Origin of the sequence: Halorubrum aethiopicum, from assembly GCF_001542905.1 — an archaeon.
Lineage (GTDB): Archaea > Halobacteriota > Halobacteria > Halobacteriales > Haloferacaceae > Halorubrum > Halorubrum aethiopicum.
Genome location: NZ_LOAJ01000001.1, coordinates 515,499 through 530,391, shown reverse-complemented (window position 1 = coordinate 530,391; position 14,893 = coordinate 515,499). Strand labels below are relative to the sequence as shown.

Sequence of the window (14,893 nt, the reverse complement as noted above, 5' to 3'; positions counted from 1 at the left end):
ACGAGTCCGGCTGGAGAATGACGGGACCGATCAGTCGTCGTGAGGCGCTCGCGGGTATCGGCCTCGCCGCCGGGAGCGCCGGCTGTGTCGGTCGCGCGCGGAACATCGCCGGACGGGACGGGTCCTCACAGCTCGTGTTGGAGATCCGGACCACTCCCGCCGACGAGGACCCGAACGGGATCCGGATCGCGCGGGCGCTCGCGGAGAACCTCTCCGCTGTCGGCGTCGACGCACGGGTCGAGACGATGAACGGGACGGACCTCCACCGGACGGTGCTCCTCAACCACGACTTCGACGTGTACGTCGGCCAGTACACGGAGGTGCTCCCGTTCGATCCGGACGAGCTCTACGGACTGATCCACTCGCGGTTCGCCGCCGAGGCGGGATGGCAGAACCCGTTCGGGTTCACCGACCTCGAGACCGACGAGCACCTCGAGGCACAACGGACCGCCAACGGGTCCGACCGGGTCGACGTCGTCGCGGACCTCCTCACCGGCACGTGCGAGAAACAGCCCTTCACGGTCGTCGCCTTCCCGGACGCGCTCGCGGCGACGCGGACGGACCGGTTCGTCGGCTGGGCGACGGGACCGCCCGTCTCCGCGGTCGGGCTCCTCAACATGGAGTACGTCGACACCGAGAGCGGAGACGGCGCGGATCCGGTCACCCTCCGTCTCGTGACGACCGACGGGCGCATCTCCGAGAACTGGAACCCGATCGCGGCGGAGTACCGGCGATACGGGACGTTCATGTCGATCCTGTACGACCGGCTCACGGTCGTCGACGACGGGAGCGCGATCCCGTGGCTCGCTCGCAGTTGGGGGTGGCACGATCCGGAGACGCTCGAGGTCGAGCTGCGGCCGTCGACGTGGCACGACGGGGAGCCGCTGACTGCGGCGGACGTGGCGTTCACCTACGAGTTCCTCCGGGACACCTCGATGGGAAACGCCGAGACGCCGATCCCCGCGCCGCAGTTCCGCGGGCGCGGCTCGATCGTGGAGTCGGCCACCGCCGTCGACGACTCCACCGTCAGACTGCGGATCGGCGACACCGCCGCGGACGTGGCGAAGCGGGCCCTCCAGGTCCCGATACTCCCCGAGCACGTCTGGCGCGATCGGGCCGAGACCGCGACGGTCGGCGGGTTCGAGTTCGACCTCGAGACCACGGAGGCGCTCGTCATCCCCAACGAGGAGCCCGTGGGGAGCGGCCCGATGCGCTTCGTCGAGGCGACGCCCGGCGAGCGGGTCGTCTTCGAGCGCAACCCCGACCACTTCCTCGCTCGCGCCGGACCGGTCGACGCGGACGACGGCCGGTCGGGCGGATCGACGGTCGCGGACGAGGGCTGGGGGTCGATCCCGGACGCGTATCGGGGGAAGCCGTCGTTCGACCGGCTCGAGGTGTCGGTCGTCGGGTCGGACGTGGAGGCGGTACAGTGGGTCGCCGACGGCCACGCCGACGGGACCGTCTCCAATCTGGGACCGGACTCGGTTCCGCGGATCGGTCGGGAGGACGACATCCGTCTCGTGAGCACGCGGTCGGCCGCGTTCTACTACGTGGGATACAACGCGCGTCGCGCGCCGCTCTCGAACCCGCGGTTCCGCGGGGTCGTCGCGTCGCTCGTGGACAAGGCGTCGCTCGTCGACGACGCGTTCGCCGGGTACGCACACCCGGCGAGCACTCCGCTCGCGGCGTCGCCCGAGTGGGTCCCCGAGGACCTCCGCTGGGACGACGAGCGCGACGAGGACCCGGTACACCCGTTCCACGGGGAGGGCGGGTCGCTCGACGTGGCCGCGGCGCGCGAGGCGCTCCGCGAGATCGGCTATCGGTTCGACGAGTCCGACAGGCTGCTCGCGCGGAGCCCATGAGTCCGCTCCTCTCGATCGTCACGAGCGTCCTGTTCTGGGTGACCGCGATGTGTCTCGTGGCGGGGGTCGCGATCGTCGGCCCGCGGCGGCTGTACGGGATCGGCGGGAACCTCGTTCCGCACCTCCGCGAGTCGCGCCGCGAGGTCGCCGCCCTGCTCGTCGTGCTCGTCGTGAGCGGGATCGGCCGGCCCGCGCTCCAGTCGGTTTCCGAGGTGTTCGGCCTGCGACTGACCGGCGCGATCATCGCACTCGAGGGCGACTTCGTTCCGTGGCTCCAGGCGACCTTCCAGAGCCCGCGGCTGACGCTGTACTTCTCGTCGGTCTACGTGTTCGGATACGCGTTCCTGCTCGTGTTCCCGTTTCTCGCGTACGCGGCGCTTCCGGAGCCGAAGACGCTGAAGCGGCTGATCGTGGCGTACACGCTCAACTACGCGATCGGGCTCGTGTTGTACACCGTCGTGTTGGCGTACGGCCCGAGAAACGTGATGCCGGACCTCGTGACCTCGCTTTTGTACACGTTCAACCCGGACTTCCAGACGCTCACCGGGGAGGTGAACGTCGAGACGAACGTGTTCCCTTCCCTTCACACCTCCCTGTCCGTGACGGTCGCGGCCTTCGCCGCGCTCACGCACGACAGGTATCCGAGGTGGACGCCGGTCGCCTGGTGGATCGCGGGCTCCGTGGTCGTCTCGACGATGTACCTCGGGATCCACTGGCTCACGGACGTGGTCTTCGGAACCGCGCTGGCGCTCGGCTGCGTATACGCCGCCTGCCGATACGTGGATCCGGGCGGGGACGGGTCCGACGACGCGGAACCGGACGGAACGGAACCCGGAAACGCGGAGGCGAACGCCTGACCGCCGCGGGACGGAGCTACGCTCCCTCGATCAGCCGACGGAGGTGCTCGGGCGGGACCGCGCCGCGGGCGGCGTGGCCGTCGTACGCGAACGTCGGGACGCCGGTGACGCCGCGACGTTTCGCCTCCTCGAACAGCTCCGTGACCTCCTCCCGCAGCGTGTCGTCGTCCAGCGCGGAGCGAACCTCGCCGGGGTCGACGCCGGCGTCCTCGGCGAGCGAGACGAGGAGGTCGCGGTCGCCGATGTCCTCGCCGTCCTTCCAGAGCGTGGCGAAGACGGCTTCGTCGAACGCGAGCCACGTCTCGTAGGGGTGGTGTTGTTTCAGGTAGTAGGAGACGACCTGCGCGTCGAGCGAGTCCACGTCGGTCGCGATCTCGAGATCCATCTCGGCGTCGTACTCCTCCTGGAGCCGGCGGACGTTCTCTTTCGCCTGTTCGTAGTAGTCCTCGTCCTTCCCGTCGTCGACCGATGTATCGATGCTCCCGTCGGGTCGACGCTTCCCGCTCCGGAGGTCGAAGGGGTGCCAGTCGATCTCGAGGTCGCTCGCGTCCTCCCCGCGCGACTCACGGTACCGCTCGAGCGAGCGGCGGCCCAGGTAGCAGAACGGACAGACGTAGTCCGAGAATATCGTGACGGTGACTGGGTCTCCGCCGCTCCCGTCGCCGGCCGTCGCGCTCGCGTTCTCGCCGTCGTTTTCGGTATCGCTCATGCCCGCCCTCCGCCCTCGACGCGGAAAGCCCGTTCGGCGGCGGCGATCGCCAGCCACTAGTAAAACCGACGAATACCACTCGGATATGACACCTTCCCTCGATCCCGTCTCGCCGCCCGTCGCGCTGACGATCGCCGGCAGCGACAGCGGCGGCGGAGCGGGGATACAGGCGGATCTGAAGACGATGACGACCCACGGCGTCTTCGGCACGTCGGTCGTGACGGCGACGACCGCCCAGAACACCCGCGGCGTCCACGACGTGGTCCCGCTGTCGGCCGAGCACGTGACCGCCCAGTACGACGCGGTCGTCGAGGACTTCGCGCCCGAGGCGGCCAAGACCGGAATGTTGGCGACGCGGGAGATCGTCGAGGCGGTGACGCGGAAGGTACGGGGGTTCGACGGCCCGGTCGTCGTCGATCCGGTGATGGTGGCCGCGACCGGCGACCGGCTGCTGTCGGCCGGGGCCGAGGCCGCCTACGAGGACCTGGTCGCGTCGGCGACGCTCGTCACGCCGAACGCCGACGAGGCGGCGATCCTCGTCGACGGCGCGGTCGAGACGCCCGCCGACGCCGCGGCGGCCGGGCGAACGCTCGTCGAGCGCGGTGCCGACGCGGCGCTCGTGAAGGGCGGGCACCTCGACGGTGACGGAGAGGTCGTGGTCGATACCCTGGTGTGGGGAACCGAGGGCGAGGACCCTCGCGTGCGGCGGATCGAGAACCCGCGGATCGACGCCGCGGCGACCCACGGCTCCGGCTGTACGCTGTCGAGCGCGATCGCCTCGCGGCTGGCCCGTGGCGAGCCCCTCGAGGAGGCCGTCGTCGCCGCGGTCGACGGGATGGGCGAGGCGATCCGGCGCGGCTACGACGTGGGTGAGGGCCCGGGGGCGGTGAACCCGACCGCGACGGACGCGCGGTGAACGGCTCCGCCCGCGACGGACGCGGAGCGATCGCCCGACGGGGTCGCGAGCGACCCGTAGGGTTTTAGCCGCCGACGGCGGGAGTACGGGTATGCCAACGGGGATCGTCGGGGAGTTCCTCGAACTCAAGGAGTCGACGGACGCGGACGTCCTCGCGATGCAGTGCGGCGACTTCTACGAGTTCTTCGCCGACGACGCCGAGCTGGTCGCCGACGAGCTCGACTTGACGGTCTCACAGAAGTCCTCGCACGGGTCGTCGTACCCGATGGCGGGCGTCCCGCTCTCGGAGCTGACGCCGTACCTGAAGGCGCTCGTCGAGCGCGGCTACCGGGTCGCCGTCGCGGACCAGTACGAGACGGAGGACGGCCACGCGAGGGAGATCACCCGAGTGGTCACGCCGGGGACCCTCCTCGAGACGAGCGACGACGACGCGCGGTACCTGGCGACCGTGGTGCGCGGGGGCGGCGGGAGCGGCGGAAACGGCGGCGACGCCGCCGACGGCCCCTACGGCGTCGCGTTCGCGGACGTCACCACCGGCCGGTTCCTCGCCGCCGAGCTCGCCGACCGGAGCGACCTCCGCGCGGAGCTGTACCGGTTTGACCCCGCGGAGGTGCTGCCCGGCCCCGACCTCCGGAACGACGACGCCTTCCTCGGGGCGGTCCGCGAGGACCTCTCGGGGTCGGTCTCCGTCTTCGACGCGGAGGCGTTCGCGCCGGGGCGGGCGGCCCACGCGGTCCGCGAGCAGTTCGGCGCGGAGACCGCCGACAGCGTCGGACTCGACTCCGACCCCGCGACGCGGGCGGCCGGCGCGGCGCTGGCGTACGTGGCCGAGACGGGCGCGGGCGTGCTCGCGTCGATGACCCGCCTGACGACGTACGCCGCGGCGGACCACGTCGAGCTCGACGCGACGACTCAGCGCAACCTGGAGATCACGGAGACGATGCGCGGGGAGGCGGCGGGATCCCTCTTCGACGCCGTCGACCACACGGTCACCGCCGCGGGCGGACGGCTGCTCCGCGAGTGGCTCACGCGGCCGAAACGGGACCGCGACGAGCTCGACCGCCGGCTCGACGCGGTGGAGGCGCTCGCGTCCGCGGCGCTCGCGCGCGACCGGCTCCGCGAGACGCTCGGCGACGCGTACGACCTCGAGCGGCTCGCCGCCCGGACGACGAGCGGGAGCGCGGGCGCGCGGGAGCTCTCGGCGGTCCGGGACACCCTCGCGCTGCTGCCCGCGCTCGCGGAGGCGGTGGAGGGGACGCCGCTCGCCGACTCGCCGGTCGCGGGGATCCTCCGGCGGCCGGACCGCGACCGCGCCCGCGACCTCCACGGCGAGCTCGACGGGGCGCTCGCGGCGGACCCGCCGAAGACGAAGACCGAGGGCGGGCTGTTCCGGACGGGGTACGACGACGAGCTCGACGACCTCATCGAGCGCCACGAGGCCGCCCTCGAGTGGCTCGACATGCTCGCCGAGCGCGAGAAGCGCGACCACGGCCTCTCTCACGTCACGGTCGACCGCAACAAGACGGACGGCTACTACATTCAGGTCGGCAAGTCGGTCGCGGACGGAGTCCCGGAACACTACCGGGAGATCAAGACGCTGAAGAACTCCAAACGGTTCGTCACCGACGAGCTGGAGGAGCGGGAACGGGAGGTGCTCCGGCTGGAGGAGGCGCGCGGCGAGCTGGAGTACGAGCTGTTCGAGGAGCTCCGCGAGCGGGTCGCCGAGGCGGCGACGCTGCTCCAGAACGTCGGCCGGGCGGTCGCGGAGGTGGACGCGCTCGCGTCGCTCGCGACGCATGCGGCGGGAAACGACTGGACGCGGCCGACGCTGACGGAGTCGCGGACCCTCTCGATCGAGGCGGGCCGGCACCCGGTCGTCGAGCGGACGACGGACTTCGTGCCGAACGACCTCGAGCTCGACGCCGAGCGCGGCTTCCTGATCGTCACGGGGCCGAACATGAGCGGGAAGTCGACGTACATGCGGCAGGCCGCGCTGATCCAGCTGCTCGCGCAGGCGGGCTCGTTCGTCCCGGCGCGGTCGGCCGAGGTCGGGCTCGTCGACGGGATCTACACCCGCGTCGGCGCGCTCGACGAGCTGGCGCAGGGGCGGTCGACGTTCATGGTCGAGATGCAGGAGCTGTCGAACATCCTCCACTCCGCGACCGCGGACTCGCTGGTGATCCTCGACGAGGTGGGCCGCGGCACCGCCACCTACGACGGCATCTCGATCGCGTGGGCGGCCACGGAGTACCTCCACAACGAGGTGCGCGCCCGCACGCTCTTTGCCACCCACTACCACGAGCTGACGACCCTCGCCGACCACCTCCCGCGCGTCGAGAACGTCCACGTCGCGGTCGACGAGCGCGACGGCGACGTGACCTTCCTCCGGACGGTGCGGGACGGGCCGACGAACCGGTCGTACGGCGTCCACGTCGCGGACATCGCGGGCGTCCCCGAACCCGTCGTCGACCGCGCGGACCGGGTGCTCGACCGGCTGCGCGAGGAGAAGGCGATCGAGGCGAAGGGCGGCTTGGAGCGCGGGGAGGGGGGCGGCGGGACGAGACAGGCCGTCTTCGACCTCTCGACCGGCTCGTTCGCGGGGAGCGAGGACGGGAAGACCGACGCGCGAAACGGAACCGAAGCCGACCGCGGCGACGGCACCGACCACGGCACCGACCGCGGCGACGGATCGCCCGGCGCGACGGCCGCGACCGTCGGGGACGCCGGGACGGAGGTCGAGGACCCGACGGAACTCGATCCGGAGGCGCGCGCGGTGATCGAGGAGTTGGCCGACGTCGATGTCGCGGCGACCGCGCCGGTGGAGCTGCTCTCGCGGGTCCAGGAGTGGCAGGAGCGACTCGACGAGGACGACTGACGCCTCGAATTCCCGCTCGACGAGGGCGACTGACGCTCCCGACCTCCCGCTCGACGGGCGGACTCGATGGCCGTCGACGGGCGGATCCGGCGACCGCGTCTGACGTAAGAACTAATGTGCGACCTCGTCGTAACACGGGTATGGGCATTATGAGCAAGATCCTCGGCGGGGGCGGACAGCGCTCCGTCGACGACTACGTCGAACTCGACATAGACGACTTCGCCGAGGCGAGCGCGGAAGCGGGCATGAAGGTACACATCGCGGAGATCGGCGACCAGAGCGACGTCATCCCGATCAAGGACGCGGTCTACGACGGCGACTTCGTCATCGCGGACATCACCCGCCACTCCACGTCGGACCGGACCGTCGAACACATCATCGACGAGCTCCGCCAGGTGGCGGAGGAGGTCGACGGCGACATCGTCCAGAAGGGCGACGACCAGCTGGTGGTCGCGCCGACGGGCGTCACCGTCTCGCGCCAGAAGCTCTCGTGAGCGCGCCGCTCCCCGGGAGCGTGAGCCGTTCCGTGCGGGTCCGAATCGTCGCGTGAGCGCGCGGACCGGCGATCGGCGCTCTCGGCGGTCGAACCGTGTCATATATGCCGTCCTCGCGTCCATAGTAGGCTGAATGGACGATCCGGTCCTACTCACTGGCGCGGGCGGGCGGGTCGGCCAGGCCATCCTCGATGGCATCGGCGAGGAGTACGACTGGCGGCTCCTCGACCGCGAGCCGCTCCCGGCCGCGAAGGTCCCCGACCGGGTGACCGACGCCGACCAGTACGTCGCGGACATCACCGACGAGCGCGCCGTCCGCGAGGCCATGCGGGGCGTGAACGCGGTGATCCACCTCGCGGGCGACCCCCGGAAGACCGCGCCGTGGGACTCCGTCCTCCGGAACAACATCGACGGGACGCAGGCCGTGATGCGCGCCGCCGCCGAGGCCGGCGTCGAGAAGTTCGCGTTCGCCTCCTCGAACCACGCCGTCGGCGGCTACGAGACCGACGACCGGACCCCCGACCTGTACCGCCCCGACGACGACTACCGGCTCGACGGCGACGAGCTCCCCCGACCGGGCAACCTCTACGGCGTCTCGAAGGCGACCGGCGAGTTCCTCGGGCGGTACTACCACGACGAGTTCGGGATGGCCGTCGTCTGCGTCCGCATCGGCAACCTCACCAAGGACCACCCGCCGCGCGAGTACGAGCGCGGCCAGGCGATGTGGCTCTCACACGGCGACTGCGCGCACCTCTTCGAGCGGTGTCTCCTGGCGGAGTACGGCTTCGAGATCGTCTACGGCATCTCCGATAACGACCGGAAGTACTACTCGATCGACCGCGCCCGCGAGGTCCTCGACTACGACCCGCAGGACAACTCCGCGAACTACACCTTCGAGGGCGAACCGATCGCCGAGGACCCGCCGACAGACGAGCCCTGAGGGTCCCACGCGGCCGACGTCGCCGTCGTTACCGCCGACGCACCTGATGTCGCCCTACCGCCGACGCGCCCGTTCACTCGAAGAGTCCCGACACGTCCCGTCGCTCGCGACGGTCCCGGTCGACGTGGTCGGCGATCCGCGCCGCGATCTGCGGGCGCGCCTCCGCCCGCCGGAGGTACGCGAACACGAGCTCCGTGACCCGCGTCCGGCCCGTTCCGCGTTCCTCGCGCGCGAGCCGCGCCGCCGCCGCCAGCGTCTCCGGCTCTCCGGCGTCGATCGCGGCCGCCAACGCGGGCGCGGCCGAGAGCGTTGCCGCGAGATCCAGGTCCCCGAACCCGACGGCGACGCCGTCGACCCGGAGCGTCGGACGGTCGGAAGCGTCGAGCGCGTCGGAAGCGTCGAGCGCGTCGGAAGCGTCGAGCGCGTCGGAAGCGTCGGAAGCATCGGGTGCGTCGGGGACGGACCCGGCCGCGTCGACGTCGGCGGCGAGCAGTCGACACCACTCGCGAACCGGCTCGAGGGCGAGGCCGCGATACGTCCCGCCCGTCCCCTCGAGGAGGTTCAGCGCGCGTGTTCCCTGCTCTGCGGCGTCGGACCGCTGCACGCCTCGCGTGCGATCCGACCGATCCTCGTCCGATCGATCCCCGTCTCTCGCGTGGTCGGTCGCGGTCGCGGCCGCGATCAACCCCCGCAGAACCCGCGCTTCCTCGTCTTCGGGCTCGGCGTCCTCGGCGATCGCGCTCCGCGCCGCCTCCCACCGATCGCGCGCCGCGAGGACGTATCCGGCGTTGAACAGGGCCGCTCCCGCCTCGAACGCCGCGTCGATGGCCTCGTCGCCGGCATCGCCGTCGCCGTCGACGGTGCCGCCGCTGGCATCGTCGGGGTCGTTGCGGGCGTCGCGATCCCCGCCGTCGCCGCGAGCGTCCCGTGTCACGTGACGGTCTCGGTCGGGAACGAAAATAAACCCCGAGTTCGACCGGTCCGGAACCAACACGGTAATGTGCGGTGGCTACAATAGTCGGACAGACGTGTCAAGTAGCCTCCTGCCGGTCGTCGCGGTCGTCCTCGTCTCGGGCCTCGGCGTACAGCTCCTCGCACACCGGCTGAAGGTTCCGAGCGTGGTCTTCTACCTCGTCATCGGCGTGGTGCTGGGTCCCGAGGTGCTCGGGCTCGTGACGCTCGACACGTTCGGAGACGGCCTCGAGATCATCGTCGGCCTCAGCGTCGCGATCATCGTCTTCGAGGGGGCGTTCGCCCTCCGGATCGACCGGATCCGGCGCGCGTCGACGGTCTCGCTCCGGCTGGTCACGATCAGCGCGGTCGTGATGTTCCTCGGGACCGCGGTCGCGGTCCGCGTCCTCGAGGGCGCGACCTGGGAGATCGCGCTGCTCATCGGGGCGCTTCTCGTCGCGACCGGCCCCACGGTGATCACGCCCATCCTCGACGTCGTCCGGGTCAGGGACCACGTCGCGACCGCGCTGGAGACGGAGGGGATCGTCAACGACGTGACCGCGGCGATCGTCGCGGTGGTCGTCTTCGAGACGCTGCTTCTCGACGACCTCGGGGTGCCCGCGACGCTCCTGTCCTTCCTCCAGCGGTTCGGGACCGGCGTCGCCGCCGGGATCCTCGCGACGGTCGTCATCTACCTGCTCCTGGAGAGCGAGTTCGTCCCCGAACGCGACGTCCAGGCGTCGCAGTTCCTCGTGTTGGCCGCGGCGGTCGGGTCGTTCGCGGCCGCGGAGGCCGTCGCGGCCGAGGCGGGGATCGCCGCGGCGGCGACGAGCGGGATCCTGCTCGGGAACGCCGACATCGACAACAGAGAGGAGATCGAGCGGTTCGCACAGAACACGACGCTCATCGTCCTCTCGTTCGTGTTCATCTCGTTGGCGGCGCTGATAGACGTCGAGGCGATACTCGAACTCGGCGTCGGCGCGATCGGGCTCGTCCTCGTGGTGGTGCTCGTGTTGCGCCCGCTGGGGGCGTTCGTCGCCACCGTCGGCGTCGAGCGGTTCACGCGAGCCGAGCGGCTGTTCATCGCGGCCGTCGGGCCGCGCGGGATCATCCCGGCGAGCGTGGCGACGCTCTTCGCCATCGAGCTGGAGCTGGCGGGGAACGTCGCGGCCGGCGAACTGCTCGTCGGAACGGTGTTCGCGGTCATCTTCGCGACGGTCGCGGTCGAGGCGGGGCTGGCGCGGCAGATCGGCGAGTACCTCGGAGTGTCACCAATGCGCACGATAATCATCGGCGGGGGCCGGGTCGGCCGCGCGCTCGCCACACGACTGGAGAACAGGGGCGAGTTCGTCGTCGTCGTCGAGTCGGACGAGGACGCCGTCGAGAGCGCGCGGGCGGAGGGGTACACCGTCCACCGGGGCGACGGCAGCGAGGCGGCGGCGCTGCGCAAAGCCGGGATCGAGGACGCCAAGCGGTTCGTCACGACGACCGGCGACGACGACATCAACCTCCTCGCGTGCCAGCTCGCCATCACCAAGTTCGACGTCGAGTCGGTGTACTCGCGGGTGAACGACCCCGACAACGTCGACGCGTTCGAGAGCATCGGCGTCGAGGCCATCGACGCCACCACGGCGACCGCGGTGGCCATCGACGACGAGATCGAGCGCCCGGCGCTCACCCACTGGATGAACGAGCTCGGCGACGATCACGACGTACAGGAGATCGAGGTGACCTCCGAGGAGTTCGCCGGCAAGAGCATTCGCGATCTCAACTCGGACATCCCCGACGGGGCGTTCGTCGCCGTCGTCAGCCGCGACGGCGAGAACTACGTCCCCTCGGCCGACCGCGTGCTCGAGTACGGCGACCGCGTCACGTTCGTCGGCGACGCCGACGCCGTCAAGCGAGCGATGAACCGGTTCCACCCCCACGACTGACGGCGGGGATCGACCCGATCGATCGGGGTCGGTTCGGATCGAGCGTCCCTCACAGTTCCAACGCCGACCGGAGGTCGGCGACCCGGCTCTCGGTCTTCTCGTCGGGCTCGCCGTCCGGCTCGACCGGGGTTCGGCCGTCGTACGTCTCGTGGACCATCGAGACGCCCTCCGCGAGCGTGTCGAGGCCGTAGCCGCCCTCCAGGACGTACGCCACGGCCGCGTCGACGCCGTCCGCGACCGACCGGATCCGGTCGGTCAACAGCGCGTACCCCTCCGAGGAGACGCGCATCCGCGAGATGGGGTCGTGGCGGTGCGCGTCGAACCCCGCGGAGACGATCACGAGGTCGGGATCGAACCGGTCGAACGCCGGCTCGATCGCCTCGTCGATCGCGTAGAGGTAGTCGGCGTCGCCCGCGCCGGCCGCGAGCGGGAGGTTCACCGTCGCGCGCGTGCCGTCGCCCTCGCCCGTCTCCGTCAACTCGCCCGTCGCCGGGTAGAGCCCGTCCTCGTGGATCGACGCGTACAGCACGTCTCCCCGGTCGTAGAAGATGTCCTGGGTGCCGTTGCCGTGATGGACGTCCCAGTCGAGGATCGCCACCCGGTCGGCGCGGCCGGCGTCGACGACGCGCTGGGCCGCGACCGCGGCGTTGTTGAAGAAACAGAACCCCATCGCGTCGTCCGTGACCGCGTGGTGGCCCGGCGGCCGGCCGATGGCGAAGGGAGTCTTCCGACCGTTCTCGCCGTCCAACGCCGCCTCCGCCGCCCACCGGGCCAGTCCGGCCGCCGAGAGCGCGGCGTTCCACGTCGCCTCGCCCGCGACGGTGTCCGGGTCCCAGTTGCCCCCGCCGTCCGCACAGAACGCCTCGAGTTCGTCCACGTAGTCGTCGTCGTGGACGGCGGTCACCGCCTCGCGGTCCGCCGGCTCCGCCTCGACGTACTCGACGCCGTGTCGCTTCGCGAGCCCCCGCCGGATCGCGCGCAGTCGGTCGGGATTCTCGGGATGTCGGTCGCCGGTGTCGTGGTCGAGACACCGCTCGCTGTAGCCGAAGCGCATCTATTCGAACAGCGCGAAGTACGTCTCGATGTCCTCGGCCTGTACGGTCCGGCGGTCCGCGTGGCGAGCCAGCGTCGCCGCGGCGCTCGCCACGTTGTCGGCGTAGTCCTCGAGGATGTCGGCCAGCGCGATCCGCGCGTCGACGCCGACCCGATACCGGTCGTCGATGCGGAGCCGCGCGATCCGGTCGATCGGCGCGACGGGGAGGGACAGCTCCTCGCGGGAGACGACCTGCTCGACGCCGAAATCGGACGCCATCAGCGTCTTCCGTCCGTCGGCCGTCGCGCGGTCGGCCGCGTCGATCGCCAGTTCCGCGCCGTGCGACTGGATCCGCCGGGCCAGCTCCTCGGCGGCGTCGGCGCTGACCCGGAGCTCGCCGGCGTTCCGCCGGATGATCGTGTCCACCGGCGCGAACGGCAACTCGACACTCATACACACAGTCGGGTCCGTCCACCGTATAACGCTTTCCGTTACCGGCGTCTACGCGCCCGAACGACGGCCTCGGGGGCACTCAGCGGGTCGTTCCGTCACGGCGTCCCGAGCGGTCCGTCGGCGCCCCGGCGCTCGCGCTCTCGATGGGAAGACCTCCCGCGCGTGTCAGAACACGTCCTCGGCGTGGATCGTGCCGTCGCGCTCCGGCCCGCGGACCGTGATCTCCTCGCCGAGCCGCAGGCTCGCGCCCGTCTCGACGCTCTTCGTCCGCTCTCCGTCGTCCAACACGACCGGGTCCCCCGTCTGGACGACCGTTCCCGTGAACTCCACGTCCTCGGTCGCGTCGGGGTCGGCGGTCGCCGTGGCGGCGCCGTCGCCGTCCGTCACCGCTTCGGCTTCGCCCCCGCCGGCCGCTCCCTCCGCGTCGCCGAAGGCGTCCAGCCCCGTGTCGGCCGTCGACTCCGTCGTCGCGTCGGCGGTCCCCGCGCCGCCCGTCGACCCTCCGGCACCCGCTCCGTCGCCGTCGGCGTCGAGCACGGAGACGGTCGAGCGCCAGTTGGCGGACGCCTCCAGGTCGTCCTGCCACCCGTCCTGGATCTCCACGTCAGTGAAGACGACGCGGTCCGCCAGTTCGATCTCGCGGTCGGCCTTCTCGCCCCAGAGCGCGACGCGGATCTCCCCGGTGTCGTCTTTGATCCGGACGTTGCGGACCTGTCCCTCGCTCCCGTCGTCGCGGTCGAACGTCCGTTTCGGGTCCGTCTCGATGACGCCGCCGCTGATGTCGACGGTCTCGCCGATCTCCAGTTCGGCGATGTCCGTCGTCTCCGGGACGTACTCGACGTCCTCGTCGACGCGGTCGACGGTGCCGCGGTCGCCGACGTGGAGCTCTAGGTCGCCGTCGCGCTCGCGGACGTAGCCGTCGCCCACCTCGACGACCTCGCCCGACGCGAACTCCTCGACGAGGTCGGCCTTGTCGTCCCACAGCGTGACCCGGACGCGGCCGGTCTCGTCGCCGACGGTGAGGTTCGCCACCCGGCCCTCGCTCCCGTCGTCGCGGTCGAACGTCCGGACCGTGTCCGTGTCGAGCACCTTCCCGACGAGGTCGACGTCGGAGGCCCCGAGCGTGAGGTCCTCGACGCGGTAGGTGTCGAGCACCTGGACGTCGACCTCGGCGTCCTCATCGGGTTCGACCTTGTCGGCGCTCACCTCGAGGCCGCTGTACCCCTCCTTCGGCCGGCCCATGACCCGCAACACCTGGCCGACCTCCAGTTCCTCCTCGGCCGCGGTCGCCATCTCGTCCCAGAGGGCGACGCGGACGGAGCCGGAGGCGTCCGCGACGTCGACGTTACAGACGCGCCCCTCGGCGTCCTCGCCGTCGCGCTCGAACGTGCGGACGTCGCCGATGGAGGTCACCTTCCCGAGGAACTTCACGTCGTTCATGCCGGGCTCGATGTCGGCGATGGTGTCGGCCTCCTCGTCGCGGAGCTCGTGCGCGATGAGCATCGCGGCGGTCTCCTCGTCCGCGAGCCCGCCCATCTGCTCGACTTTGTCCTCGACGGCGGCCGCGAACTCCTCGAACTCGACGTCGGTCTCGAGGTCCTCGTAGACGTCCTCTATGGCTCCCATACGCGTACCTCGTAGGGTCGTCGACTCGGCGGATAAGCGTTGTCCTTGCGCCGTTTCCGCGCCGTCGCCGGCCGCGTTCTCCGTCCGCTCTCCGGCCGCGTGTTCTCCGGGCATGCCGGGCTCTGGTCCCGGCTCCGTACAAAAGCGTTCAGTCGACTCGTCGCCGTCGGGCCGGGAGCGGTGCTCGATCCGTGCGACCGCCGGACACGGAGGAGAGCGGACCGTAACCGTCTTAAGTATCTC

The 14,893-nt window shown here is 71.0% G+C and carries 12 protein-coding genes; 7 read left to right on the top strand and 5 right to left on the bottom strand.

Translation table 11 applies throughout. The features are described 5' to 3' along the window. Positions 1–17: 17 nt before the first annotated feature. Both AXA68_RS02575 and AXA68_RS02570 read left to right on the top strand, forming a co-directional pair. Positions 18–1,862 carry an ABC transporter substrate-binding protein gene (locus AXA68_RS02575; RefSeq protein WP_066412385.1) on the top strand — a complete coding sequence of 615 codons (1,845 nt, stop codon included), beginning with the start codon at positions 18–20 and terminating at the stop codon, positions 1,860–1,862. Next, a complete protein-coding gene (locus AXA68_RS02570) occupies positions 1,859–2,719 on the top strand; it encodes a phosphatase PAP2 family protein (RefSeq protein ID WP_066412383.1) in 861 nt (286 codons plus the stop codon). Before AXA68_RS02575 ends, AXA68_RS02570 begins: the two co-directional genes overlap by 4 nt. Before the next feature lie 16 nt (positions 2,720–2,735). On the opposite strand, the gene AXA68_RS02565 is transcribed toward AXA68_RS02570, so the two are convergent. Next, positions 2,736–3,428 (bottom strand): DsbA family oxidoreductase, encoded by a 693-nt coding sequence (locus tag AXA68_RS02565; protein ID WP_080505140.1) that lies wholly within the window; start codon positions 3,426–3,428, stop codon positions 2,736–2,738. A gap of 85 nt (positions 3,429–3,513) precedes the next feature. On the opposite strand from AXA68_RS02565, the gene thiD reads away from it, so the two are divergent. The 4 genes from thiD to azf all read left to right on the top strand — a co-directional run bounded on the left by thiD (position 3,514) and on the right by azf (position 8,653). Beyond that, a complete protein-coding gene (thiD, locus tag AXA68_RS02560) occupies positions 3,514–4,344 on the top strand; it encodes a bifunctional hydroxymethylpyrimidine kinase/phosphomethylpyrimidine kinase (protein ID WP_066412380.1) in 831 nt (276 codons plus the stop codon). Positions 4,345–4,435: 91 nt separating this feature from the next. Further along, on the top strand, positions 4,436–7,219 hold the full coding sequence (mutS, locus tag AXA68_RS02555; RefSeq protein WP_066412378.1) for a DNA mismatch repair protein MutS: 2,784 nt from the start codon (positions 4,436–4,438) through the stop codon (positions 7,217–7,219). Positions 7,220–7,359: 140 nt separating this feature from the next. Further along, a complete protein-coding gene (locus tag AXA68_RS02550) occupies positions 7,360–7,713 on the top strand; it encodes a cell division protein SepF (RefSeq protein ID WP_066412375.1) in 354 nt (117 codons plus the stop codon). A gap of 133 nt (positions 7,714–7,846) precedes the next feature. Then, on the top strand, positions 7,847–8,653 hold the full coding sequence (azf, locus tag AXA68_RS02545; RefSeq protein WP_066412373.1) for an NAD-dependent glucose-6-phosphate dehydrogenase Azf: 807 nt from the start codon (positions 7,847–7,849) through the stop codon (positions 8,651–8,653). Between the two features lie 73 nt (positions 8,654–8,726). On the opposite strand, the gene AXA68_RS02540 is transcribed toward azf, so the two are convergent. Next, positions 8,727–9,587 (bottom strand): hypothetical protein, encoded by an 861-nt coding sequence (locus AXA68_RS02540; RefSeq protein WP_066412370.1) that lies wholly within the window; start codon positions 9,585–9,587, stop codon positions 8,727–8,729. A 64-nt stretch (positions 9,588–9,651) separates the two neighbouring features. Here AXA68_RS02540 and AXA68_RS02535 point away from each other — a divergent pair, with 64 nt between their 5' ends. Further along, positions 9,652–11,538, top strand: coding sequence for a cation:proton antiporter domain-containing protein (locus tag AXA68_RS02535; protein ID WP_066412369.1), 1,887 nt, complete (start codon positions 9,652–9,654; stop codon positions 11,536–11,538). Between the two features lie 49 nt (positions 11,539–11,587). Here the strand turns inward: AXA68_RS02535 and AXA68_RS02530 are convergent, their stop codons facing one another. From AXA68_RS02530 to AXA68_RS02520, 3 genes are all read right to left on the bottom strand, one after another. Beyond that, positions 11,588–12,592, bottom strand: a complete 1,005-nt coding sequence (locus tag AXA68_RS02530; RefSeq protein WP_066412367.1) for a histone deacetylase family protein — start codon at positions 12,590–12,592, stop codon at positions 11,588–11,590. Further along, positions 12,593–13,024 carry a histone gene (locus AXA68_RS02525; RefSeq protein WP_066412364.1) on the bottom strand — a complete coding sequence of 144 codons (432 nt, stop codon included), beginning with the start codon at positions 13,022–13,024 and terminating at the stop codon, positions 12,593–12,595. Positions 13,025–13,189: 165 nt separating this feature from the next. After that, positions 13,190–14,650: a single-stranded DNA binding protein gene (locus AXA68_RS02520; RefSeq protein WP_066418321.1), complete on the bottom strand. Its 1,461-nt coding sequence runs from the start codon at positions 14,648–14,650 to the stop codon at positions 13,190–13,192. Positions 14,651–14,893: the final 243 nt, after the last annotated feature.